The following is a 23035-nucleotide window of genomic DNA, read 5'->3' on the forward strand; positions in this document are numbered from 1 at the left end:
CGCTCTTTTATAATGGCCGGGTTCCGCCCCTGTCGCTGCTGCACGGCCGTGAAATCACGACACGGGGCCTTCCCATTTCTTACAACGAGTATAGCAGGCGGTAAGCACGCCTCGCTGCCCAGGTTATCGCCCCATGCCCACGCTGCTGCTGATCGACGGTTCGTCCTACCTCTACCGCGCCTTCCACGCGATCCGCGAGCTGTCCGCGCCCGACGGCACGCCCACCAACGCGTTGTATGGCTTCGTCAACATGCTCAAGCGGCTGCGCAAGGGCACGCCCGCCGACTACATCGCCTGCGTGTTCGACGCCAAGGGCAAGACCTTCCGCGACGATATCTACGCCGACTACAAGGCCAACCGGCCGCCGATGCCCGACGAACTGCGGGTGCAGGTGGAGCCGATCCACGCCGCGGTGAAGGCGTTCGGCATTCCGCTGCTGTGCGTGAGCGGGGTGGAGGCCGACGACGTGATCGGCACCCTGGCGTTGCAGGCCACGCAGCTGGGCATCGAGACCATCATCTCCACCGGCGACAAGGACATGGCGCAGCTGGTGAACCAGCACGTGCGCATCGAGAACTCGATGACCGAAGAGGTGCTGGACGAAGCCGGTGTGTTCGCCAAGTTCGCCGTGCGCCCCGACCAGATCGTCGACTACCTCTCCCTGGTGGGCGACGCGGTGGACAACGTGCCCGGCGTGCCCAAGTGCGGCCCCAAGACCGCCGCCAAATGGCTGGCCGAGTACCAGACGCTGGACCAGCTGATCCTGCACGCCAACGCCATCAAGGGCGTGGTCGGCGACAACCTGCGCGACACGCTGTCCTGGCTGCCCACCGCGCGGGCGCTGGTCACCATCAAGTGCGACGTGCCGCTGGCCGACGAACTGCCGCACGGCCTGCCCGACCTGGCCCCCGTCGCCGAGGACTGGGCCACCCTGCTGGCGATGTTCCGCCGCTACCATTTCCGCACCTGGACCACCGAGGCCGAGGCCAGGCTGGCCACGCCCGCGGCCTTCCCCAGCGCCGAGCCGACGGCCGGCGCCAGCGGCGCGCTGGATTTCGGCGACGCCCCCGCCCCGGCCCCCGCGCCCACCATCGAGATCGACCAGCCGGCCACCGTCGAGCGGCACTACGAAGCCATCACCACCGAGGCGCAACTCGACGACTGGCTGGCGCGCATCATGGCCGCGCCGGTGGTGTCGATCGACACCGAGACCACCAGCCTGGACCCGATGCAGGCGCGCATCGTCGGCATCTCGCTGGCGCTGGAGGCGGGCCGCGCGGCCTATCTGCCGCTGGCGCACCGCGGCCCGGACATGCCGCAGCAACTGCCGCTGGAGCCCACGCTGGCGCGACTCCGGCCGTGGCTGGAGTCCACCGCGCATCTCAAGCTGGGACAGAACCTCAAGTACGACCAGCACGTGTTCGCCAACCACGGCATCGCCCTGCGCGGCGTCGCCGACGACACCCTGCTGATGAGCTACGTGCTGGCCAGCCACGAGCGCCACAACCTGGACGATCAGGCCGCGCGCGAATTGGGTGAGACCACCATCCTGTATGAAGAAGTGTGCGGCAAGGGCGCCAAGCAGATCGGCTTCGACGAAGTGCCGGTGGACACCGCCACCGCCTACGCCGCCGAGGACGCCGACATCGCGCTGCGCCTGGCCGGCCGCCTGACCGCGCGCCTGGCCGAACTGCCGCAACTGATGGCGCTGTACCGCGACATCGAGCTGCCGGTGCGCGAAGTGCTGTTCAAGATGGAACGCACCGGCGTGCTGATCGACGCCAAAAAGCTGGCGCAGCAGAGCCACGAGATCGGCCACAAGCTGCTGGCGCTGGAATCCCAGGCGTACGAGCTGGCCGGGCAGCCGTTCAACCTGGGCTCGCCCAAGCAGATCGGCGAAATCTTCTTCGACCGCCTCAAGCTGCCGGTGGTGAAGAAGACCCCCAAGGGCGCGCCGTCCACCGACGAGGACGTGCTCACCGAACTGGCCAAGGATTTCCCGCTGCCCAAGGTGCTGCTGGAACACCGCTCGCTGTCCAAGCTGAAATCCACCTACACCGACAAGCTGTCGTCGATGGTGAACCCCGCCACCGGTCGGGTGCACACCAGCTTCAACCAGACCGTCGCCGTCACCGGGCGGCTGTCGTCCACCGACCCCAACCTGCAGAACATCCCGATCCGCACCGCCGAGGGCCGGCGCATCCGCGAAGCGTTCATCGCCCCGCCGGGCAGCCGCATCGTCTCGGCCGACTATTCGCAGATCGAGCTGCGCATCATGGCGCACCTGTCGGGCGACGCCGCCTTGCTCAAGGCGTTCGCCGAAGGCGTGGACATCCACCGCGCCACCGCCGCCGAAGTGTTCGGCGTGGCGCGCGACGAGGTCAGCAGCGAACAGCGCCGCTACGCCAAGACCATCAACTTCGGCCTGATCTACGGCATGAGCGCCTTCGGCCTGGCGGCGCAGCTGGAGATCGAACGCAGCGCGGCGCAGAACTACATCTCGCGCTACTTCGGCCGCTTCCCCGGCGTGGCCGAGTACATGGAGCGCACCCGCGGCGAGGCCCGCGACCGCGGCTACGTGGAAACCGTGTTCGGCCGCCGGCTATGGCTGCCCGAGATCAAGTCCGCCAACCCCGCCCGCCGCGCCGGCGCCGAGCGCGCCGCGATCAACGCCCCGATGCAGGGCACCGCCGCCGACCTGATCAAGCTGGCGATGCTGGCGGTGGATCGCTGGCTGGACGAAGCCGGCCTTGCCAGCCGCGTGATCCTGCAAGTGCACGACGAACTGGTGCTGGAAGTGCCCGAAGCCGAACTGGCGCTGGTCAGCGCCGAACTGCCGCGCCAGATGGCCGGCGTCGCCACCCTGTCGGTGCCGCTGGTGGCCGAAGTGGGCGTCGGCGACAACTGGGAACAGGCGCACTAAGGCTGGGAAGAGAGAAGGGGGAAGGGCAACGGCGTAAACCCGGAACCCCAGGTCTTGAAACACAGAGGACACGGAGAGCACGGAGTTTCACGGAGGAAATCGGCGGGAAAGGAGGGAAATCGGAACTTTCACTCTTGTTCCTTTCTCCTTCCCGGTTGCCCTGGGAAGAGGGAAGGGCAATAGCAACGACCGCGTCACGCGCCGTTTGGCCCCTCTCCCTCTCTGGTTTCCTCTGTGAAACTCCGTGCTCTCCGTGTGCTCTGTGTTTCAAGATTTGGGGTTGGTTTTTCGGGCCTCACCCCAGCAATGCCCGCAGCGTGATCGCCACGTTGTCGTCGCCGTTGGACAGCGAAATCTCGCCTTCCTGGATCGTCACGTGCAGCGTCATGCCGCGTTCGGCCAGCGTGCCCAGCGCGGCCATGGCGTCGCCGTCCAGCGCCATCACGTGCAGGTTGTCGTAACGCCCGGCCTGGCCCGACACGCCCTGCCACCACACGTCGGCATTGCGCGGGCCGTAGGCGTAGACCCAGGCTTCGGCGGCGCGGGTGGCCGCCTTCTTCAGGCGGCGCTCGTCGGGCTGGCCCAGGTCGATCCACAGCTCGATCTCGTCGACCAGGTTGCGGCGCCACAGCGCCGGCTCGTCCTCGTCGCTGATGCCCCGGCCGAACTCCAGTCCCTCGCTCGCGTGCAGCGCGAACGCCAGCACCCGCAGCATCATACGTTCGTCCGTCTCCGACGGATGACGGGCGATGGTCAGCCCGTGGCTGCCGTAGTAACCGCGATCCAGGTCCGCCACGTTCAGCTCGACCTTGTAGATGGTTGATTTGAGCGCCATCGCCCCTCCCTGTGAAAGGCGGCAAGTATGGGATGGGAAGAGGGAAGGGAGAAGAGGGAAGGGTGAAAATCCAAAGCCGCGCTGTTCCTGCCTTTGCTTTTGACTTGACCCTTCCCCCTTCCCAAAGGGCGCAGCCCTTCTCCCTTCCCAGGGGCGTTGCCCCTATCATGAGGCGATTACCAGGAGTGATCCCCGATGCACGCCACCATCCTGCAACACCTGTTGCGCATCGACCGCCACGGCGAGCGCATGCAGCTCGGCCGGGCCGGGCTGTTCCAGTTCCGCCGCGAAACCCGCGTGCTGCGCGCGCCATTCTTCTCGCCGTGCCTGATCGCCGTGCTGGCGGGCGAGAAGCGCATCCACCGCGGCGACGAGGTCGTGCTGTGCCGGCCTGGCCAGTGGATCGGCGTCGGCGCCGGGCAGGAGGTCAGCTTCACCAACCTGCCGGACCCGCGGCTGGGCTACTTCGCCGGGCTGACCATCGTCGGCGACACCGGCTGGATGAAGCGCTTCGCCGACCAGTACGCCGGCGAGCTGCCGCCCACGCTCGACGACGAACTGGTGTTCACCCCCGACGCCGTGTGCTGGAAGACGCTGTCCGATTACGTGGAGCAGGTGCTGCTGCCGCAGCGCACGCCGCTGGACGCCGCGCTGGTCGAGCACCGCTGGCAGGCGTTGTGGCTGGCGCTGGCGCGGCAGGGCGTCGCGCGCGACCTGGTGCTGGCGCAGCCGGGCAGCTGGCGCGAGCGCGTGGCACGGCTGATCGACTACGACCCCGCCGAGGACTGGCGCATGGCCGAGGTCGCGCGGCGACTGGCGGTGAGCGAGGCCACGCTGCGCCGCCGCCTGGCCGACGAGGACACCAGCTTCGCCGCGTTGCTGGCCGACGTGCGCATGGGCCGCGCGCTGGGGCTGGTGATGCAGACCCAGCAATCGATCCAGCGTGTCGCCCTGGCCTGCGGCTACACCTCGCCGTCGCGCTTCACCGACGCCTTCCGCGCCCGCTTCGGCCTCACCCCCACCGCCCTGCGCGAAGCGCACGAACAGGAACGCGAAGCCGTGGCGGGCTGAGTCCGGGGGGAGTGGAGTCGAGCAGGGGGGGCGCCATTGCCGGCACGCCACGGGAACCGAGCCGGAGGCTTGCTAGTGCTTCCGTTACCGCACCGGCGTGCCCGCCGGGCCGCTGAGCGCCACGGGCGATAACCTGCACGTTTCAGGCGAGACGATGCGAGAAGGGCGCCGTATCGTGGGGACGTCACCTACCGGAGATTCCCCCGATGAAGCGCTATCTCGCCATGCTCGCCTTCCTTCCCGCCCTGGCCTGGGCCGACTTCACCCTCACCAGCAGCGACGCGCCGGCCGAGAGCACGCTGTCCGACAAGCAGGTGTACATCGGCTACGGCTGCAACGGCGGCAACACCTCGCCCGCGCTGAAGTGGCAGGGCGCGCCCGCCGGCACCCAGAGCTACGCGCTGGTGCTGCACGATCCCGACGCGCCGGTCGCGGGCGGCTGGTATCACTGGATCGTCTACAACATCCCGGCCGGCGTCACCGCGCTGCCCACCGGCGCCGGCGTCAGCACCGGCGCCAAGGTGCCCAAGGGGGCGGTGCAGGGGCTGACCAGCTTCGGCGGCAACGGCTTCGGCGGCGCCTGCCCGCCGATCGGCCATGGCCGCCACCGCTACAACTTCGTGGTCTACGCGTTGAAGGTGAAGCAGCTCAAGCTGGCCGAGGACGCCAGCCCGGCCGAGCAGGAAAAGGCCATCCAGGGCGCCAGCCTGGGTCAGGCCGGGTTCACCGCCTACTACCAGCGCTGACGTTCGCCGCGCGCCTTCCCGTGCCCCGGCGGGAAGGCGCGGCGTGCTGTTCGGCCCTAGGCCGATTCGCCCTACACTGGCGCTTTTCGCCGGAGCGCCGCCATGCAGGTCACCATCTACCACAACCCCCGTTGCAGCAAATCGCGCGACACCCTGGCGCTGCTGGAGGCGCGCGGCATTGCTCCCGAGGTGGTGCGCTACCTGGATACGCCACCGGACGCGGCCACCCTGCGTCATCTGCTGAAGTTGCTGGGCAAGTCGCCGCGCCAGTTGCTGCGCACCGGCGAGGACGAATACGCCGCGCTGGGGCTGGCCGATCCCGCGCTGGGCGACGAACAGCTGATCGCCGCCATGGTCGCGCATCCGCGCCTGATCGAGCGGCCCATCGTGGTGGTGGACCAGGCCCGCGCCGCGCTGGGCCGCCCGCCCGAGCAGGTGCTGGCGCTGTTCGACTGAGCGCGGCCACGGTCCGACCCCGGCCCCGCGTCGCGCTGATTGCCCCTCGTCCGGCGTGCGTTGCGCATGCCTGGTCGCGATCTCGACGACAGGTGTCGGTTGACGCACCAGTACCGTTCGCCCGCCCGCCACGACGACCGGCCGAACTTCCCCGGCGACCACCGGCCCGAGCATGAACCCGGCCGCACCGCGCACCGGGTTTTTCCATCGCCGGATCGCCAGTGTCGCTGGCGGGGTGGGCCGGAACCGACCGACCGCCTGCTCCCGGCCCTGGCAATGCCGCGGCGCCGATCGGCGCCAGCCCTCGCGGGTCGCGTGCCCCAAAACGGGGATCGACCCGACGGACGTCCCGAAACGACAGGACATCCGCAACGTAAGCGCAATGTTCACGGACTATGCTGGGAGGCCCGATGTCGCCAGCATGCCCAAGAGCGGCTAACAAAATCCAGCGTAGCTGGTTCTGGCAAGACGCCCGAAACGCAGGCAGTACAAGGCGTACGGCAAGTAAGCGCGGCGCCGCCAGAAAGGTTTTGTTTGCCGCTCCAAACCTCTAGCGACGAGGACGACGATGACCGACTACAGCCCCATCTCGTGCGACCTGCACGACTACCTCGAAATCGCCTGCATGTACCGCTACCCGCTGCGCGTCGAGCGGCGCGAAGCGCCCGACTGCGAAGGCGTGGCGCTGGACGTGTTCGGCCGCCACGGCGGCGAATACCTGCGGCTTTCCACCCGCGACGGCGTGCTGGACGTGCGCCTGGACAAACTGGTCGCCATCACCCCGACCGAGGAACGCGCCCGCTTCGGCCGCGTGGTGTACAGCGCCTGAGCGTGCCGGGCGCATGCCGCCCGCCATCCGGTTCGCGGCTTGCCGCATCCCGCGCTTGAGGTCCGCTCCACCCTAGGGATGCCACGGACGCGGGCCGAGGGCGCTTGGGCTAAGCTGGGGCCACTTTTCCTCTCCGGCCCCATCATGCGCGTCTCTCCCGACTGGCTTGCCCGCCTGCCCAAGACCGAGCTGCACCTGCACATCGAAGGCACCCTCGAACCCGAATTGCTGTTCGCACTGGCCGAGCGCCACGGCGTGGCGCTGCCCTACGCCGACGTGGACGCGCTGCGCGCTGCCTACGATTTCAAGGACCTGCAATCCTTCCTCGACCTCTACTACGCCGGCGCCGACGTGCTGCGCAGCGAGGCCGACTTCCACGACCTGACCCGCGCCTACCTCGCACGCGCGCACGCCGATGGCGTGGTGCATGTGGAGATCTTCTTCGACCCGCAGACCCACACCGCGCGCGGCGTGCCGTTCGCCACCGTGCTGAACGGCATCCGCCGCGCGCTGACGGATGGCGAGCGCGAGTTCGGCATCAGCCATCGGCTGATCCTGTGCTTTTTGCGTCACCTGCCTGAGGCCGACGGCTTCGCCACGCTGGAGGAAGCGCTGCCGCATCTGGACCGCATCGACGGCGTCGGGCTCGATTCCAGCGAGGCGGGTCACCCGCCGCAGAAGTTCGAGCGGCTGTTCGCCCGCTGCCGCGAACTGGGCCTGCCCTGTGTGGCGCACGCCGGCGAGGAAGGCCCCCCGGAATACGTGTGGCAGGCGCTGAACGCGCTGCGGGTGTGCCGCATCGACCACGGCGTGCGCGCGCTGGAAGACCCGGTGCTGGTGGCCGAACTGGCGCGCCGCCGCATCCCGCTTACCGTGTGCCCGCTGTCCAACGTGCGGCTCAAGGTCTACCCGAGCCTGACCCGGCACCCGCTGCGCCAGTTGTTGCAGGCCGGCCTGGTCGCCACCGTCAACTCCGACGATCCGGCTTACTTCGGCGGCTACGTCGGCGAGAACTGGCGCGCCTGCGCCGAAGCGCTGGGCCTGACGCGCGAGGAACTGCTGCAACTGGCTCGCAACGGCATCGACGCCAGCTGGCTGGAGCCCGCCGCCAAGGCGCGCTGGCTGGCGGTGATCGATGGGATGTGAGGGGGCAATTGAAACCCCCACGTCTTGAACCACAGAGGACAGTGAGAACACAGAGGTTTCACTGAGAACCCCGACCAACTTGCATCGCGATATCCGGCATGGTCGTATGAAGGGCCCGCAGATACTGGCAAGCCTGCTTCTCCATGGGTTTTCCTCTGTGAAACCTCTGTGTTCTCACTGTCCTCTGTGGTTCAAGATCTGCTTTTGACTTTCGCCCAGGCCTGCCCATGCCCCTCGCCCGCCGCACTACCGGCATCCTGCTGATCCTGCTTTCCGCCGTCGCCTTCGGCCTGATGCCGATCTTCGGCACCTGGGCGTTGCGCAGCGGGGTCGATACGCAGGGTCTGTTGATCATCCGCTTCAGCCTGGCGGCGGTGGTGATGGCCGCGATCATGCTGTGGCGGCGCGCGCGCTGGCCGCGCGGACGGGTGCTGGCGGGGCTGGCCGCGATGGGCGGCATCGGCTACGCCGGGCAGGCGTTCAGCTACTTCACCGCGCTGCAATACGCCAGCGCCGCGCTGGCGGCGCTGCTGCTCTACCTCTACCCGGTGATCGTTACCCTGCTGTCGGCGTGCTTCCTCGGCGAAAAGCTGCGGCGGCGGGTGTGGGGCGCGCTGGCGCTGGCCTGCGTCGGGCTGGTGCTGACCATCGGCGCCGCGTTGCACGGCAGCGCGCTGGGCGTGGCCTTCGGCGTGGCGGCGGCGCTGATCTACTCGTGCTACATCCTGGCCGGCGCCCGCCTGACGCCATTGGCCGGCGCATTGCCGGCCGCCAGCGTGGTGATGCTCGCCGCCGCCGCGGTGATGTGGGGCACCACCGCGCTGCGCCAGCCGCACTGGCCCGGCGACGCCACCGGCTGGGCGGCGGTGCTGGCCATCGCCGTCGTCTCCACCGTGATCGCCATCTTCGCCTTCCTCGCCGGGCTGGACCGCCTGTCCGCCGCCGAAGCCTCGACCCTGTCCACGCTGGAGCCGGTGGTCAGCGTACTGCTCGCCGCCTGGCTGCTGACCGAACCGCTGAGCCCGGCGCAATGGCTGGGCGGCGCCGCCATCCTCGCCGCCGCACTGATCATCTCGCTGGCGCCACCGTTGCCGACGCCGGAGTGAGGGGGGCGGGGGTTGGAACCCCACACCTTGAACCACTGAGGACAGTGAGGACACGGAGGTTTCACGGAGGAAGGCCCTCCAAGAGATCAAGTCGCTGCTATGGGTACGCATGGTGCGATGTGGTGCCGCGATTCGTTCCGATCCGGTTTTCTCAGTGAAACCTCTGTGCTCTCTGTGTCCTCAGTGGTTCAAGGTGTGGGGTTCCAACCCCGACCAAGCCTAGAATCCCCCCCATGACCCGCATCCTGTTGATCGAAGACGAACCCGCCATCGCCGACACCCTGGCGTTCGCGCTGCGCCGCGAGGGCTTCGAGGTGGATTGGCGGCGGCTGGCGCGCGATGGCGAGGCGGCGTTGCCGGGGGCGGCGCTGGTGATCCTGGATGTCGGCCTGCCGGACGACAGCGGCTTCGAGGTGCTCAAGCGCATCCGCCGCCAGGGCGAGGTGCCGGTGCTGATGCTGACCGCACGCGCCGACGAGGTGGACCGCATCGTCGGGCTGGAGCTGGGCGCCGACGACTACGTGGTCAAGCCGTTCAGCCCGCGCGAGGTAGTGGCGCGGGTGCGCGCCATCCTCAAGCGCACCGGCGCCCGCGTCGCCACGACCGCGCCGGCGACCGCGCTGGAGCACGACGCCGCCGCGCGCCGGCTGCGCTATCGCGGCCACTGGCTGGCGCTGACGCCGTCCGAATACCGCGTGCTGGCGCTGCTGGCCAGCGCGCCGGGGCGGGTGTTCAGCCGCGCGCAGCTGCTCGACGCGCTGGGCGAGGCCGCCGAGGACAGCTTCGAACGCGTGATCGACAGCCACGTGAAGAGCGTGCGCGCCAAGCTGCGCGAGATCGCGCCCGACGACGACCCCATCGAGACCCACCGCGGCTTCGGCTATTCGCTCAAGGACGGCGGCTGATGCGCTTCAGCCTGCGCATCTTCCTCGGCTACTTCCTGATCGTCGCCGTGCTCGGCTGGTACGTGGTCGACCTGATCCGCGACGAGATCAAGCCGGCGATGCGCCAGTCCGCCGAGGAGATCATGATCGACACCGCCAACCTGATGGCCGAGCTGATCCGGCCCGACTTCGTCGCCGGCACCCTGGCCGACGGCGAGTTCGCCCGCGCGGTGGACGACTACGTGCAGCGCTCGCCCAACGCGCGCATCTGGGGCGTGGCCAAGGGCGCGGTCGACCTGCGCGTCTACGCCACCGACGCGCGCGGCATCGTGGTGTTCGATTCCACCGGCGACGCGCTCGGGCAGGATTACTCGCAGTGGCGCGATGTCTACCACCCTGCGCGGCCAGTACGGCGCGCGCACCTCGCGCCACCAGTACGCCGACGACGCCACCACCGTGATGTACGTCGCCGCGCCGATCCGCGTCGACGGCTGCATCGTCGGCGCGCTCACCGTGGCCAAGCCCAACCACGCCATGCAGCCGTACATCGAGCGCGCCCACGGCAAGCTGCTGCGCGCGCTGATGCTGATCGTCGGCCTGGGGCTGCTGTTCGGCGCCGGCTTCTCCTGGTGGCTGTCGCGCGCCATCGGCCGCCTCACCGAGTTCGCCCACGCCGTCAGCGCCGGCCGCCCCGCCCCGGTGCCCGCGCTGCCCGGCAACCGCGAACTGGCGGTGCTGGCGCAGGCGCTGGGCGAGATGCGCGAACGGCTGGAGGGCAAGGCCTACGTCGAGCACTACGTGCACGGCCTGACCCACGAATTGAAGAGCCCGCTGGCCGGCATCCGCGGCGCCGCCGAATTGCTGGACGAAGACCTGGCGCCGGCCGAGCGCGCGCGCTTCGTCGGACATATCCGCCGCGAGGCCGAACGGCTGCAAAGCATCGTCGACCGCCTGCTGGAGCTGGCGCGGCTGGAAACGCGGCAGGCGCCCGCCAACCGCGAGCCGGTATCGCTGACCGCCGTCGCCGAGACCGTCCTCGCCGCGCTGGCGCCCCGGCTGGACACCGGCCGCATCGGGCTGGAACTGGCCATCCCGGCCGACGCCGGCGTCAGCGGCGAACGCTTCCTGATCGAGCAGGCGCTGCGCAACCTGCTGCAGAACGCCATCGACTTCACCCCGCCCGACGGCGTGATCCGCATCGCCGCCGAGCGCGACGGCGCCGGCTGGGCGCTGGCGCTGCACAACGACGGCCCCGCCATCCCCGACTACGCCCTGCCGCGCCTGGGCGAGCGCTTCTACTCGCTGCCGCGCCCGGACGGCAGCCAGCGCGGCACCGGCCTGGGCCTGGCGCTGACCCGCACCATCGCCGAACTGCACGGCGGCACGCTGGCGGTGGACAACCACCCCGCCGGCGGCGTGGTGGCGACGCTGCGGTTGCTGGGGTAGGGCGGCTCGCAGGGTGGCCGTCATCGGACGACGATGAACCGGCCTCTCCACACAACCTCCACATTCCCTCCATCGTCCCTCGACACCCGCGGCGCACAGTGCCGCCATCCGCGCCCATCGGCGCGGCGAGGAGACGAGACATGAACAGATCACTGGCCTGGAAACTGGCCGCCCTGGCTTTCCTGGTGGTGGTGTTGCTGATCCCGCTGAGCATGGTGCGCGGGCTGGTCGAGGAGCGGCAGCAGCGCGCGCAGCAGGTGGAGCAGGAGATGGCCGCCTACAGCGCCCGGCCGCAGACGCTGGTCGGGCCGCTGGTGGTGCTGCCGTACCGCAAGACAGTGTGGACGCTGTCGGAAAAGCAGCAGGACGGCCATACGGTGAAGGAATGGCGCGCCGCGTCGGCCGACGAATCGGTGGTGGTGCTGCAACCCGAGCGCCTCACCCTGAAGGCCGGGCTCGACAGCGAAACCCTGCGGCGCGGCATCTACGAATCGCGGCTGTACCACGCCGACGCGCGGCTGTCCGGCGGCTTCCGCATCCCGGCGCGCGCCGAGCTGGAGGCGCCGGCCGGGCGCGGCGAGCGCGTCGAGTACGAATGGGGCCGGCCGTTCCTCACCCTGGGCGTGAGCGACGCGCGCGGCATCGGCGCGCTGGCAGGCCAGCTGGACGAGGCGCCGCTGCAATTCCTGCCGGGTGCCGGCGTCAACTGGCTCAGCGCCGGCCTGCATGCGCCGCTCGATCTGGCGGTGGGCGGCGACGCGCGCACCAGCACCTTCGCCCTGCAACTCAAGCTGGCCGGCACCGGCGAACTGGCGGTGGCGCCGGTGGGCAAGGCGGTCAACGTCACCCTCAGCGGCAACTGGCCGCATCCCAGCTTCGACGGCCGCTTCGCCCCGGTGCGCCGCCAAGTGACCGGCCAGGGCTTCGCCGCCGAGTGGGAGACCAGCTACTGGGCCAGCGGCTTCACCGACGAGGCCGTCGCCGCCTGCGTGAAGCGCGGCGCCGAGTGCGGCCTGTTCGGCGGCGAGCAGCTGGGCCTGCGGCTGATCGACCCGGTGAACCGCTACCTGCTGGCCGAGCGCACCGTCAAATACGCCGAGCTGTTCCTGCTGCTGATCTTCGGCGCCGTGCTGGTGGTCGAGGTGGTCAAGCGCGTGGCGGTGCACCCGGTGCAGTACGGCCTGGTCGGGATCGCCCTGGCGTTGTTCTTCCTGCTGACGCTGTCGCTGGCCGAGCACATCGCCTTCGCCGCCGCCTACTGGATCGCCGCGGGCGCCTCCACCGCGCTGCTGGGCTTCTACGGCAGCCACGTGCTCGGCGGCTGGCGGCGCGGCGCGGGGTTCGCCGGCCTGCTGGCGGGGTTGTACGGCCTGCTGTTCGGCATCCTGCAATCGGAGGACGTGGCCCTGCTGATGGGCAGCCTGGCGCTGTTCGCCCTGCTGGCGGTGGTGATGGTGCTGACCCGCGGCGTGGACTGGTACGCGCTGGCCCCGGTGCGGCGCGGCCCGACCGACCTCGGCCCGACCGACCCGGTCGTGCCGGATGAAGTACCGCCCGAGCCGAAGCGGGATTGAGCTTTGCCGCCGACAGTCGCCGCCCCGCCACCACGGCGGGGCGGTTTCGGTTCGTCGCGGGCTTGCGCTAACCTGGAAGCCCGCCCGCCACCTGCCCACCGCCGATGCCCGTCTCCCGTCCCGTTTCGTCTCGCCGCCGCGCCCTCCCGCCAACGCGGGTGGGGCGATGACATGCGCGCGCTGCTGCTGTTGGGCCTGACCATGGCCTGGAGCGCCTGGGCCTGGGGCGACGATGGGCTGCACAACACGGTGGATGACGCGGTGGCCGGCGCCGGCGGCTTCGTGCTCGCCGGCCGCGTCACCGAGGCACGTACCGCCGCCCACCCCGAGGCCGGCCGCCTGCACGCGCTGTACCGCAGCGCGCGGCAGCTGCTCACCGATGGCGAGCACGCCGAGGTGAGGGTACGCGTCGGCCAGCGCGCCTGGCGCGCCGAGGTGGACGACGGCGGCTACTGGCAGGTGCGCGAAACCGCCGCGCCGGCGCCGGGCTGGCATCCGATCGACAGCGATCCACCGCCCTCCAGCGACGCCGGCCTGCTGGTGCCGTCGCCGCTGCACCGCGTCGGCATCGTGTCGGACGTGGACGATACGGTGATGGTGTCCGAGGTGAACGACACCCACCGCCTGCTGGGCAACAGCCTGACGCTGCCGCCCGAACAGCGCCTCGCCGTGCCCGGACTGGCCGCGTTGTATGCCGGGCTGGTCGCCGCCACGCCGCACCCGCCGTCGGCGCCGCTGTTCTACCTGTCGGCGTCGCCGCGCCAGTTCACCGACAACCTGCGGCGTTTCTTCGCCGCCAACGGCTTCCCGCGCGGCGTGCTGCTGGCCAAGCGGCTGGGGGAGGGCTCGCTGACCGACCAGCGCGGCTACAAGACGGCGCGGCTGACCGCCCTGTTCGACGCGCTGCCCACGCTGCGCTTCGTGCTGTTCGGCGACGACGGCGAGCAGGACCCGGAAATCTACGCCGCGCTGGCCGAACGCTACCCGGGGCGCGTGCTCGCCATCTGGATCCGCCGGGTGAATCCCGACCCCGCGCGGCCGCGCCTGCCGGGGCAGGGCGACCTGGCGCAACTGCTGGCCGATCCCCGCCTGCTGGACATCGCCGCCGGGGGCGATCCAGAAAGCAGGTAGTCAGTGTTGTCAGCAAGTGAGAGCGCGGCGGGACATGCCGACCGTTCGGCGGCCGGTATCCTCGGCAGGACGAATGGTGGCGAAACAGAAAAAATTGATTGGAAACCAACCAACGAATTGGCCCGGGCCGGCGCAATCGCGTGCGGTGTTGCGCACGGAATGGACTGCCATCCCGGCTAATTGAGCAAGCCCATCATGGCGGCGCGAACCACCGCCGCGGTCTTGTTGGCGGTCTGCAATTTGGCCACCGCATTCTTGATATGGAAATTCACCGTGTTTTCCGAAACGGCCAGAATGTCCGATATCTCGCCGGAGGTCTTGCCGTCGCCGGTCCATTTCAATATCTCGATTTCCCGCGCGGTCAAAGACGTGGTGGCGTATTTGCGCATTTCCGATTTGTGCAGCGAGGCCAGCGCCAGGTGCGTCATATTGACCAGCCAGCGCATGCGGAACTCCTTGCCGGCCAGCTCCTCGGGGGTGAGCGGCTCGCCCGAGCGCGCCAGCGTCAGCATGCTGCCCACGCCCTGCGCATCCAGGCTGGACTGTGCCCAACCCACGCGCAGCCCGAAATCGTTGGCTTCCTCCCACAGCTGCGGCGCGTTCTGGAACGCCTCGCGCGACCACACCAGCGGGGCCTGCGATTGCCGTCCGTGCAGCACCGAAGGATCGGTCTCCAGGTAGCCGGCGGCCAGGTAGCGCTCGCGCCAGGCGTCGGGATAATTGCTCTGGATAAAGGTGCGGGGATTGGAAAGCGGTAATGGCAGGCGCATGCCGTGGGCTACGAAGTCGAATCCCAGCGCTGCGGCGGCCTTTTCGATCTTTTGAAAAATCTGCAATTCATCCTGGGCGTCCTCCAGGCTGGATAGCAGATCTTCCGCCCAGCTTTTCATCGAAATTCTCCTCGCCGTCTTGTTACGCGGTCGCATGCCATCCCGGGGCGGGCCGGATTCGATGGAAAATCGCCGCGTTTACTGCGGAATAATGAGAGCCATCCTTTTTGATTTCGCCCGACCCATATTGCAGCAGCGTGAATCGTGGAGCGATTTCTGCGGGGCAATGCTAGCACAAACCCCCATGCTGTTTGCATTGCAACATTTCTGCTTCAACACCGTTTGCTGATGTAAGGCTTACCACTACCAGAGTTGGTAGCTTCGCCCTCCGGCGCTTTCCTGTTCAATTCGCAGCAGTTCAATCGATGACGGGAAAGCACCATGCGCCGTTTGCAACACGTCCACGCCCCCCGCACCACGGCCTGCCCGGCCGTGGCCGGCGGCCGTGCGTGCGCGGCGCTGCTGGCCATGGTGCTCGGCCTGGCCTGCACCGCCCCGGCGTGGGCGGACGACGCGCCGTGGCTGCCCGACAGTGTCGAGACGCCCGCGCCGGCCCCGGTGACGGACGGGCAGGGCAAGTTGTTCCTGGAGCTGGCGGCCAACCGCCTGCTGATGCACGATCCGCAACCCGACACCTGGCACGGCAACCTGGGGTTGGACGGCTACGGCGTACGCCCGCTGCCCGGCGACTGGCGCGGCACGCTCAACGCGCGGATCGACGTGGACAGCGCGCCCGGCGCCGGCCTGGATGCCGACAACCTCAGCCTCACCCTGCGCGAGCTGTACCTCAGCCGCAGCGGCGACGACTGGGGCGTCGGCGTCGGCCGCATCAATATCCGCGACGGCGTCGCCGTCGGCTTCAACCCTTCCGACGTGTTCCGCGACGGCGCGCTGCTGGCGCGGCGCACCGCCGATCCGGCCGTGCTGCGCGAAAGCCGGCTCGGCGTGGTCGGCGTGCGCGCCCAGCACAGCTTCGCCGGCGGCACCCTGGCCGGGATGCTGGTGCCGCACCTGGACAACGACCCGCCCGAGCACTGGTACGACCCGCGCTGGGGCGCGGTCAACGACGGCCAGGCCCAGGCTTACCTGATGTACGCCCTGCCGCGCTGGCAGGGCCTGTACAGCAACCTCGTGCTGCACACGCTGGAGCACGGCGACGTCACCTGGGGCTTCAACCTCACCAACAACCTGGGCCGCGCGGTGGTGGCGTATCTGGAGTTCGCCAGCACCCGCCGCCCCACGCTGGTCGACCTGGCGCGCGACGCCGACGCCGCGCCGCGGCGCTACCAGCAGCTGGCCGCCGGTTTCTCGTACAGCACCGAGTCGAATCAGACCTTCACTCTGGAATACGACTACAACGGCGGCGGCCTGGGCCGCGACGACTGGCGCGGCGACTGGCGGACGTTCTCGCCGACCCAGGCCGCCCGCGCATTGACCGCCGCCGGCGCCCGCCAGGATCCATTGGCCGAGCACAGCGCGATGGCGATGTTGCAGTGGGACCGCTTCCTGGCCCACGACGCCGATCTCAACTGCCTGCTGCGCGCCAGCCTGGTGGACGACAGCCGCTTCGCCTGGTGCGAGTGGCGCAACCGCTGGCCCCGCACCGAGCTGGCCCTGAGCGCCACTTGGGCCGACGGCGATGCCGATTCCGAATACGGCGCCAGCGGCCAGAGCTGGATGCTCGGCGCGAAAGCCCGGGTTTACTTCTGAGCGCCGCGCGATGGATCACCACATGTCTTCCGCAGCAATGACCCACAGCCCCCGGCAGAGCTGGGTGCGACGCAGTGGTGACATGCCGGTGTCGGCCCCTCCCGGTTCATTCCACTCCCCCCGCCCTCGCCGTCGCGAGGGGGCCTCGCGGTGCTCGCCGGGGCGCCTGATCACCTGTGACCTGTGTGCCGGAGACGCGCCATGATCGACTGTCTTCCCCGCTACGAAACCCCCGCGCTCGACAGCGATCCGGCGTGGCGTGCGTTGCAGGATCTCGCCCGCGCCGAGGCGCAGCGCGAGCCGCTGTTGCGGCCGTTCCTCGACGCGGCGGTGCTGGCGCAGCCCGATCTGGCCCACGCGCTGGCGGTGTTGCTGGCGGACCTGCTGGCCGACGGCCACCTGGACGCGTCGCGGCTGTATCGACTGATCCTCGATATCTATGCCGAGCAGCCGGCGCTGCCGCGCATCGCGCTGGAGGACCTGGACGCCGTCGCGGCGCGCGATCCGGCCACCCGCGACGCGCTGGCGCCGCTGCTCTATTACCGCGGCTACCGCGCCTTGCAGGCGCAGCGCATCGCCCACTGGCTGTGGCGCCACGAACGCCGCGCGCTGGCGCTGTGGGTGCAGAGCCGCAACGTGGCGCTGTTCTCCATCGATATCCATCCCGCGGCGCGCATCGGCGCGCGGGTCATGCTCGACCACGGCACCGGCATCGTCATCGGCGAGACCGCCGTGGTCGAGGACGACGTGTCGATCCTGCACGGCGTCACCCTGGGCGGCACCGGCAAGGCCGCGCAGGACCGCCATCCCAAGGTGCGGCGCGGCGTGATGATCGGCGCCGGCGCCAAGGTGCTCGGCAACATCGAAGTGGGCGAGGGCGCCCGCGTGGCCGCCGGCTCCATCGTGCTCAAGCCGGTGCCGCCGCATGCCACCGTGGCCGGCGTGCCGGCGCGCGAAGTGGCACGGGCCGGCAGCGCCTGGCCGGCCCTCGACATGCGCCAGACCCTCGCGGAGTGACCGCCATGCATCCCGAACGCTACTACCTGTTGAGCCGGCGCCACCACGCGCGCCCCGATGCGCCCGCCGCGCCGCTGCGGCTGGTCGCCTACGGCTTCGCCGGCGGCTCGATCACCAGCCTGCTGCCGCTGTTGCAGCAGCTGCCTTCCACCATCGAAGTGTGGGGCGCCGAATACCCCGGGCGCGGCCTGCGCTGGCGCGATCCGCTGTGCCATGACGCCGCCGCCGTGATCGACGACCTGCTGCCCGGCCTGGAGCGGCTGGCCGACCGGCCGCTGGCACTGCTCGGCTACAGCATGGGCGCGCAGTTCGCCTACCGCCTGGCGCTCGCCAGCGCCGCCGCCCCGCTGGGCCTGGTGGCGATCAGCGCCCGCTCGCCCGGCGGCGCGGTGGTGGCGCCGTCGTGGTCCGGGCTGGACGACCGCGACCTGCTGCGCCGGCTGCGCGCTCTGGGCGGCCTGCCCGACGAGATCCTCGCCAGCCCGCCGCTGCTGGATGCCTTCCTGCCGGTGGTGCGTGCCGACCTCGCCTGCTGCCGCGACCTGGAACACCTGCCGGTGCGGCCCGCGCCGTGCCCGGTGCTGGCGCTGCGCGGCGACGCCGACCCGCTGCTCAGCCCGTCCGATCCCGCGCAATGGCTGGCGCTCGCGCCACGCCGCGCCAACGCCACCCGGCGCTATCCGGCCGGGCATTTCATCCATCCGGGGCGCGAGGAGCAGGTGGCGGCCGACATCGCCAGCTGGCTGGCGCGCACCCTGCCGTCGCCGCGTACCGCCGATCCGCGCGCCGCTCAGCCGCGCGCTTCCGATTCCACGTCCGCCGAACTGGCGGCATCAACCAGAAGGTAACCCTGCCATGACCTCCCGACCCGCAGTGCTCGCCGCGTTCTGCGACGCGGTCAACGCCCTCAAGAAGACCGCGCTCGACCCCGAGCGCATCGATCCCGCGCTCTACCTGGGCGGCGATCTCGGCATCGATTCCATCGAGATGCTGGAGATCTGGTTCCGCATCGAGCGCGCCGTCGGCGGTCGCATTCCCGACGACGCCAAGCGCGACATCTACACCGTCGGCGAAGTGGCGGATGTGGTGGCGGGGCATTGCCCAGCCGTCACGGCCTGAGGAGGCGCCATGTTCCGCTCCGATCTCTTCGAAGGCCACGTCGCCTTCGTCACCGGCGGCGGCAGCGGCCTGGGCCGCGCCATCGCCGAGCAGCTGGTGCGCCACGGCGCCAGGGTGGCCATCGCCGGCCGCCGCGAGGACGTGCTGGCGCAGACCGTGCGCGAACTGGGCAGCGAGCACGTGCTGCCGGTGCGCTGCGACATCCGCTTCGCCGACGAGGTCGAGGACGCCGTGGCCCACGCGCTGGCCCACTTCGGCCATATCGACAGCCTGGTCAACAGCGCCGCCGGCAACTTCGTCGCGCCCACCGAACGCCTGAGCACCAACGCCTTCAAGCTGATCGTCGACACCGTGCTGATGGGCACCGTGCATTGCACCATGACCCTGGGCAAGCACTGGATCGAGCGCGGCCAGCGCGGCTCGGTGCTGAGCATCAGCACCAACTACGCCAGCACCGGCTCCGCCTTCGTGGTGCCGTCCGGCTGCGCCAAGGCCGGGGTGGAGAACCTGATCAAGTCGCTTGCCGCCGAGTGGGGCCGCTACGGCCTGCGCTTCGTCGGCATCTCGCCCGGGCCCTTTCCCACCGAGGGCGCGATGGCGCAGCTGCGCATCCACGAGGACCTGCTGCCCGGCATCGACATCCCCACCCTGATCACCGAGCGCATCCCCCTGGGGCGGCTCGGCAAGGTGCAGGAACTGGCCGACCTGGCGCTGTTCCTGCTCAGCCCCAACGCCGAGTACATCAACGGCGAAATCATCCGCATCGATGGCGGAGAAACCCCCCACCTGGCCGGCGAGTTCAGCTTCCTGAGCGATGTGCCGGCCGAGGTCTGGGAAAAGAAGGCCGGTGGACTGAAGCGGCAACCCGCTCGGCCCGCCGAACCCGCGCTGTCCGCCGTCGGCGGCGCTTCTGTCTGATCGTCCACGTCACCCTGAGGAAACACCATGAACCCCACGCAACAACGCATCGTCGAGATCTGTCTGCAAGTCATCGAAATGACCCACGACGAGATCGGCCTGAACGATGAATTCCGCTCGTTCGCCCACATCGATTCGCTCAAGTCGCTCGACCTGATGACCGCGCTGGAACGCGAATTCAAGTTGAAGCTGCCCGAGGCCGAACTGCGCGAGTTCGAGACCATCGGCAAGGTGATTGCCGTGGTCGAGCGCTATCTGCCGGAGATGGTCGCCGCCTGATCCCCCCCGGAACGAATGCCGGGCGCATTGCGGCGTTGCACCTCGCTCGCGGGGGAATCACCCCGCGTCGCTCGGCGCGCCTTGCACTGCCTCCCGGCATTCGTCCCGGACCGTGGAATAGGTGTCAGGAGCATTGCGGCGTCGCACCTCGCTCGCGGGAGACCCACCCCGCATAGCTCGGCGCGTCTTGCACTGCATTCCGGCATTCGTCCCGGACCGTGGAATAGGTGTCAGGAGCATTGCGGCGTTGCGCCTCGCTCGCGGGGGAATCACCCCGCGTCGCTCGGCGCGCCTTGCACTGCCTCCCGGCATTCGTCCCGGACTGGTCGTCCCATTTCCGTTTCCGGTGCCTGCACCAAGCCCGTTGCCCGCAGCGCGCTTGGCCCAGGCTCCGCCCTCTTGGCTGAAGGAACAGAACATGCGTGTGTTTCTCACCGGCGCCACCGGCTTCGTCGGTCTCAACATCGTCCAGGCGCTGCTCGCCGCCGGTCATGACGTGGCCTGCCTGGTGCGCCCGCAGGCGCGCCGCCAGTACCTGGAGCGCCTGCCCGTGGCGCTGGTGCCCGGCCGGCTCGACGACGCAGCCGGCCTGGCCGCCGCGCTGCGCGGCATGGATGCGGTGATCCACGCCGCTGGCGACACCAGTTGCCTGATGCGCGATCTGCCGCGGCTGACCGCCACCAACGTCGAAGGCACCCGCGCGGTGCTGGACGCGGCGCGGCGCGCCGGGGTGCGGCGGCTGGTGTACACCAGCACCACCTCCACCATCGGCTCCACCGGACAGCCGGGCATGGCGGCCGACGAAACCATGCCGTTGCAGCCGTGGCGCGCCGCCTCGCCCTATGCCCGCACCAAGCTGGAGGCCGAGCGCCTGGTGCGCGACGCGCGCGGGCTCGACGCCATCGTGCTCAACCCGGCCGAAGTGCTCGGCGCCTGGGACCACACCCTGCAATGGGGGCGCATCGTGCTCGCCGTCGCCACCGGCCAGCTGCCGTTCGTGCCGCCCGGCAGCGGCACCTTCGCCCCGGCCGACGCCGTGGCCGAGGCGCACGTCGCCGCCCTCACGCGGGGCGTGCCGGGCGAGCGTTACATCCTCGGCGGCCACCATGTCGATTTTGCCGCGCTGATCGCCGAAATCGCCGCCGCCACCGGCGGCGACGCCCGCCCGCTGGCGCGCCGGCCCTACGCGCTGCAACGGCTGGAGGCCGGCCTGCGCCAGGCGCTGCCGGGGCTGGCGCCGCCCGCCGTCGACGCCTACCGCATGCGCGTGTTCGGCGGCCATCACCTGTTCGACGACGGCAAGGCGCGCCGGCAGCTGGGCTACGCGCCGCCGCCGCTGCGCCATGCCATCGAAGCGTGCTTCGCCTGGTATCGCGAACACGGCTTCCTGCCCGCGCCGGAAGCCACCCTCCACTCCACCCAATGGAAACCCGCATGAACCACATCCACGACAACGCCGCGGCCGAGCCGGTCGCGCTGGTCACCGGGGGCTCGCGCGGCGTCGGCGCCGCCATCGTGCGCCTGCTGCACGCCCAGGGCTGGCGCGTCGCCTTCACCTACCTGGGCAGCGAGGACCGCGCCCGCGCCCTGGTGGACGAACTGGGCGAGACCCGGCTGCAGGCGATCCGCGCCGACGCCCGCGACCCGGCCGCCGCCGGCGCCATGCTGAGCCGCGCGGTCGATCGCTTCGGCCGGCTCGACGCCCTGGTCAATAACGCCGGTGTCACCCGCGACGGCTCGATCCTGATGATGAACGAGGACGACTGGCGCGCCGTGCTGTCGGCCAACCTGGACGGCGCCTTCTACGCCTGCAAGGCCGCGATTCCGCTGTTCCTGCGCCAGCGCGCCGGCGCCATCGTCAACGTGTCGTCGGTGGCCGGCGTGGTCGGCGTGCCGGGGCAGGCCAACTACTGTGCCAGCAAGGCTGGCCTGATCGGCATGTCGCGGGCGCTGGCGCTGGAATGCGCCGGGCGCGGCGTGCGGGTCAACGTGGTCGCGCCGGGCTTCATCCGCACCGACATGACCGACGCGCTCAACGAGCGCCAGCAGGCCGACGCGCTGGCGCGCATCCCCCTCAAGCGCTTCGGCGAGACCGACGAAGTGGCCGCGCTGGTCGGCTTCCTGCTGTCGCCCGGCGCGTCCTACGTCACCGGCCAGGTGTTCGTGGTGGACGGAGGGCTGACCACATGAGCCCGACCACCCTGCTCGACCGCGACCCGCTGACTTTGCCGGTGGCCGAGGTGATCCCCCACCGCGAGCCGTTCCTGCTGCTCGACAGCGTTTCCGCCGGCGTGCCCGGCGAGTGGGTCACCGCCCACTACCGGGTGCGCGAGGACAACCCCGTGTTTCGCGGCCACTTCCCCGACGAGCCGGTGTTCCCCGGCGTGCTGCTGCTGGAAAACATGGCCCAGGCCGCCTGCTGGGTGATGGCCGCGGCCGAGCCGGGGCAGGGCGGACTGTACGTGCTGGTGCGCGTCACCCAGAGCACCTTCCACCAGATGGTGCGCCCCGGCGACCAGCTGGAGACGCGGGCCCGGCTGAGCCGCCGGCTGGAGCGCTTCTCGCAGTTCGACTGCGAGGTCAGCGTGGGCGGCCACCGCGTGGCCAGCGCGGAATTGCTGGTGTCGCGGCGCGACAAGGCGGTGTCCGCGCCGGCGCCGCAGCCGGCGGTGTGGCGGGAGGCGCAGTGATGGGCGCGCCCGGATCGAACAAGGCCGAAGCCATGACGGCCCAGCGCGTTGCGGTGTGGGCGACCGCGGCCGTTCGCGGTGGAGCGGGTCGCACGCCAACGTCGACTTCTCAAACGCCGAGCGCCTGTGGCGCGGGGCTGATTGACGCCCTCAACGGCCGGGCGGGCCGGTTCATTTCTTTTGCTCCGCCAAAAGAAACGAACCAAAGAAAAGGCGGCCCGCGCCTGCGCCCCTCCGGGGTGCCCTGCGTCGGTCGCGAGCCCAAGGTCTCGCTCCACTCCTCGGCGCTGCGTAACGGGGGGAAAAGCCGCTGGAAACGAAGCAG

General features: G+C 70.1%; 23 protein-coding genes. 20 read left to right on the forward strand and 3 right to left on the reverse strand.

Going from position 1 to position 23035, the window contains the following annotated elements; genetic code table 11:
• Positions 1-133: 133 nt before the first annotated feature.
• Positions 134-2923, forward strand: coding sequence for a DNA polymerase I (gene polA, locus C556_RS0101185; protein ID WP_018746392.1), 2790 nt, complete (start codon positions 134-136; stop codon positions 2921-2923).
• A 295-nt stretch (positions 2924-3218) separates the two neighbouring features.
• Here the strand turns inward: polA and C556_RS0101190 are convergent, their stop codons facing one another.
• The gene (locus tag C556_RS0101190) at positions 3219-3758 is read right to left on the reverse strand and encodes a YaeQ family protein (protein ID WP_018746393.1); all 540 of its coding nucleotides are present in this window, start codon (positions 3756-3758) and stop codon (positions 3219-3221) included.
• 195 nt (positions 3759-3953) lie between these two features.
• On the opposite strand from C556_RS0101190, the gene C556_RS21270 reads away from it, so the two are divergent.
• The 7 genes from C556_RS21270 (at position 3954) to creB (ending at position 10017) form a co-directional block, all read left to right on the forward strand.
• A complete protein-coding gene (locus tag C556_RS21270; RefSeq protein WP_018746394.1) occupies positions 3954-4829 on the forward strand; it encodes a helix-turn-helix transcriptional regulator in 876 nt (291 codons plus the stop codon).
• A 206-nt stretch (positions 4830-5035) separates the two neighbouring features.
• The gene (locus tag C556_RS0101200) at positions 5036-5575 is read left to right on the forward strand and encodes a YbhB/YbcL family Raf kinase inhibitor-like protein (RefSeq protein ID WP_018746395.1); all 540 of its coding nucleotides are present in this window, start codon (positions 5036-5038) and stop codon (positions 5573-5575) included.
• A gap of 102 nt (positions 5576-5677) precedes the next feature.
• The gene (gene arsC / locus C556_RS0101205) at positions 5678-6031 is read left to right on the forward strand and encodes an arsenate reductase (glutaredoxin) (protein ID WP_018746396.1); all 354 of its coding nucleotides are present in this window, start codon (positions 5678-5680) and stop codon (positions 6029-6031) included.
• Positions 6032-6599: 568 nt separating this feature from the next.
• Positions 6600-6860 carry a Rho-binding antiterminator gene (locus C556_RS0101210; RefSeq protein ID WP_018746397.1) on the forward strand — a complete coding sequence of 87 codons (261 nt, stop codon included), beginning with the start codon at positions 6600-6602 and terminating at the stop codon, positions 6858-6860.
• Between the two features lie 144 nt (positions 6861-7004).
• Entirely contained in the window at positions 7005-8006 is a 1002-nt protein-coding gene (locus C556_RS0101215; RefSeq protein WP_018746398.1) for an adenosine deaminase, read from the forward strand.
• Between the two features lie 227 nt (positions 8007-8233).
• Positions 8234-9112 carry a DMT family transporter gene (locus C556_RS0101225; protein WP_018746399.1) on the forward strand — a complete coding sequence of 293 codons (879 nt, stop codon included), beginning with the start codon at positions 8234-8236 and terminating at the stop codon, positions 9110-9112.
• Positions 9113-9345: 233 nt separating this feature from the next.
• Positions 9346-10017, forward strand: a complete 672-nt coding sequence (gene creB / locus C556_RS0101230; RefSeq protein WP_018746400.1) for a two-component system response regulator CreB — start codon at positions 9346-9348, stop codon at positions 10015-10017.
• On the opposite strand, the gene C556_RS23515 is transcribed toward creB, so the two are convergent.
• Positions 9993-10391, reverse strand: a complete 399-nt coding sequence (locus C556_RS23515; protein WP_211214643.1) for a hypothetical protein — start codon at positions 10389-10391, stop codon at positions 9993-9995. The genes creB and C556_RS23515 overlap by 25 nt on opposite strands.
• Between C556_RS23515 and creC the strand changes: the two genes are divergently transcribed.
• The 3 genes from creC (at position 10381) to C556_RS21275 (ending at position 14147) form a co-directional block, all read left to right on the forward strand.
• Positions 10381-11442, forward strand: a complete 1062-nt coding sequence (creC, locus tag C556_RS18800; protein WP_018746402.1) for a two-component system sensor histidine kinase CreC — start codon at positions 10381-10383, stop codon at positions 11440-11442. The two genes, C556_RS23515 and creC, sit on opposite strands and share 11 nt — an antisense overlap.
• 140 nt (positions 11443-11582) lie before the next feature.
• Positions 11583-13016 (forward strand): cell envelope integrity protein CreD, encoded by a 1434-nt coding sequence (gene creD / locus C556_RS18805; protein ID WP_018746403.1) that lies wholly within the window; start codon positions 11583-11585, stop codon positions 13014-13016.
• Between the two features lie 171 nt (positions 13017-13187).
• Positions 13188-14147, forward strand: a complete 960-nt coding sequence (locus C556_RS21275) for a phosphatase domain-containing protein (RefSeq protein WP_018746404.1) — start codon at positions 13188-13190, stop codon at positions 14145-14147.
• Between the two features lie 176 nt (positions 14148-14323).
• On the opposite strand, the gene C556_RS0101250 is transcribed toward C556_RS21275, so the two are convergent.
• Entirely contained in the window at positions 14324-15037 is a 714-nt protein-coding gene (locus C556_RS0101250; protein WP_018746405.1) for an autoinducer binding domain-containing protein, read from the reverse strand.
• Between the two features lie 321 nt (positions 15038-15358).
• Here C556_RS0101250 and C556_RS0101255 point away from each other — a divergent pair, with 321 nt between their 5' ends.
• The 9 genes from C556_RS0101255 (at position 15359) to fabZ (ending at position 22710) form a co-directional block, all read left to right on the forward strand.
• Positions 15359-16687, forward strand: a complete 1329-nt coding sequence (locus C556_RS0101255; RefSeq protein ID WP_018746406.1) for a hypothetical protein — start codon at positions 15359-15361, stop codon at positions 16685-16687.
• Positions 16688-16888: 201 nt separating this feature from the next.
• Entirely contained in the window at positions 16889-17704 is an 816-nt protein-coding gene (gene cysE / locus C556_RS0101260) for a serine O-acetyltransferase (protein WP_018746407.1), read from the forward strand.
• A gap of 5 nt (positions 17705-17709) precedes the next feature.
• Positions 17710-18552 (forward strand): thioesterase II family protein, encoded by an 843-nt coding sequence (locus tag C556_RS21280; protein WP_018746408.1) that lies wholly within the window; start codon positions 17710-17712, stop codon positions 18550-18552.
• Positions 18553-18559: 7 nt separating this feature from the next.
• Complete coding sequence (locus tag C556_RS0101270; protein WP_026262714.1) at positions 18560-18823, forward strand: acyl carrier protein; 264 nt, start codon at positions 18560-18562, stop codon at positions 18821-18823.
• Positions 18824-18832: 9 nt separating this feature from the next.
• Positions 18833-19741, forward strand: coding sequence for an SDR family oxidoreductase (locus C556_RS18820; RefSeq protein ID WP_018746410.1), 909 nt, complete (start codon positions 18833-18835; stop codon positions 19739-19741).
• Positions 19742-19768: 27 nt separating this feature from the next.
• Positions 19769-20020, forward strand: a complete 252-nt coding sequence (locus C556_RS0101280; protein ID WP_018746411.1) for an acyl carrier protein — start codon at positions 19769-19771, stop codon at positions 20018-20020.
• Between the two features lie 418 nt (positions 20021-20438).
• Positions 20439-21458 (forward strand): NAD-dependent epimerase/dehydratase family protein, encoded by a 1020-nt coding sequence (locus C556_RS0101285; protein WP_018746412.1) that lies wholly within the window; start codon positions 20439-20441, stop codon positions 21456-21458.
• Complete coding sequence (gene fabG / locus C556_RS0101290) at positions 21455-22210, forward strand: 3-oxoacyl-ACP reductase FabG (RefSeq protein WP_018746413.1); 756 nt, start codon at positions 21455-21457, stop codon at positions 22208-22210. Before C556_RS0101285 ends, fabG begins: the two co-directional genes overlap by 4 nt.
• Positions 22207-22710: a 3-hydroxyacyl-ACP dehydratase FabZ gene (gene fabZ, locus C556_RS18825; protein ID WP_018746414.1), complete on the forward strand. Its 504-nt coding sequence runs from the start codon at positions 22207-22209 to the stop codon at positions 22708-22710. The genes fabG and fabZ overlap by 4 nt, the downstream gene beginning before the upstream one ends.
• Positions 22711-23035: the final 325 nt, after the last annotated feature.

Source organism: Chitiniphilus shinanonensis DSM 23277, assembly GCF_000374805.1.
Classification (GTDB): Bacteria; Pseudomonadota; Gammaproteobacteria; order Burkholderiales; family Chitinibacteraceae; genus Chitiniphilus; species Chitiniphilus shinanonensis.

What these genes read in the sequence shown, in the direction of transcription:
- polA (WP_018746392.1), top strand. Translation starts at nt 134, where the DNA reads ATGCCCACGCTGCTGCTGATCGACGGTTCGTCCTACCTCTACCGCGCC.
- C556_RS0101190 (WP_018746393.1), bottom strand. Translation starts at nt 3,758, where the DNA reads ATGGCGCTCAAATCAACCATCTACAAGGTCGAGCTGAACGTGGCGGAC.
- C556_RS21270 (WP_018746394.1), top strand. Translation starts at nt 3,954, where the DNA reads ATGCACGCCACCATCCTGCAACACCTGTTGCGCATCGACCGCCACGGC.
- C556_RS0101200 (WP_018746395.1), top strand. Translation starts at nt 5,036, where the DNA reads ATGAAGCGCTATCTCGCCATGCTCGCCTTCCTTCCCGCCCTGGCCTGG.
- arsC (WP_018746396.1), top strand. Translation starts at nt 5,678, where the DNA reads ATGCAGGTCACCATCTACCACAACCCCCGTTGCAGCAAATCGCGCGAC.
- C556_RS0101210 (WP_018746397.1), top strand. Translation starts at nt 6,600, where the DNA reads ATGACCGACTACAGCCCCATCTCGTGCGACCTGCACGACTACCTCGAA.
- C556_RS0101215 (WP_018746398.1), top strand. Translation starts at nt 7,005, where the DNA reads ATGCGCGTCTCTCCCGACTGGCTTGCCCGCCTGCCCAAGACCGAGCTG.
- C556_RS0101225 (WP_018746399.1), top strand. Translation starts at nt 8,234, where the DNA reads ATGCCCCTCGCCCGCCGCACTACCGGCATCCTGCTGATCCTGCTTTCC.
- creB (WP_018746400.1), top strand. Translation starts at nt 9,346, where the DNA reads ATGACCCGCATCCTGTTGATCGAAGACGAACCCGCCATCGCCGACACC.
- creC (WP_018746402.1), top strand. Translation starts at nt 10,381, where the DNA reads ATGTCTACCACCCTGCGCGGCCAGTACGGCGCGCGCACCTCGCGCCAC.
- creD (WP_018746403.1), top strand. Translation starts at nt 11,583, where the DNA reads ATGAACAGATCACTGGCCTGGAAACTGGCCGCCCTGGCTTTCCTGGTG.
- C556_RS21275 (WP_018746404.1), top strand. Translation starts at nt 13,188, where the DNA reads ATGCGCGCGCTGCTGCTGTTGGGCCTGACCATGGCCTGGAGCGCCTGG.
- C556_RS0101250 (WP_018746405.1), bottom strand. Translation starts at nt 15,037, where the DNA reads ATGAAAAGCTGGGCGGAAGATCTGCTATCCAGCCTGGAGGACGCCCAG.
- C556_RS0101255 (WP_018746406.1), top strand. Translation starts at nt 15,359, where the DNA reads ATGCGCCGTTTGCAACACGTCCACGCCCCCCGCACCACGGCCTGCCCG.
- cysE (WP_018746407.1), top strand. Translation starts at nt 16,889, where the DNA reads ATGATCGACTGTCTTCCCCGCTACGAAACCCCCGCGCTCGACAGCGAT.
- C556_RS21280 (WP_018746408.1), top strand. Translation starts at nt 17,710, where the DNA reads ATGCATCCCGAACGCTACTACCTGTTGAGCCGGCGCCACCACGCGCGC.
- C556_RS0101270 (WP_026262714.1), top strand. Translation starts at nt 18,560, where the DNA reads ATGACCTCCCGACCCGCAGTGCTCGCCGCGTTCTGCGACGCGGTCAAC.
- C556_RS18820 (WP_018746410.1), top strand. Translation starts at nt 18,833, where the DNA reads ATGTTCCGCTCCGATCTCTTCGAAGGCCACGTCGCCTTCGTCACCGGC.
- C556_RS0101280 (WP_018746411.1), top strand. Translation starts at nt 19,769, where the DNA reads ATGAACCCCACGCAACAACGCATCGTCGAGATCTGTCTGCAAGTCATC.
- C556_RS0101285 (WP_018746412.1), top strand. Translation starts at nt 20,439, where the DNA reads ATGCGTGTGTTTCTCACCGGCGCCACCGGCTTCGTCGGTCTCAACATC.
- fabG (WP_018746413.1), top strand. Translation starts at nt 21,455, where the DNA reads ATGAACCACATCCACGACAACGCCGCGGCCGAGCCGGTCGCGCTGGTC.
- fabZ (WP_018746414.1), top strand. Translation starts at nt 22,207, where the DNA reads ATGAGCCCGACCACCCTGCTCGACCGCGACCCGCTGACTTTGCCGGTG.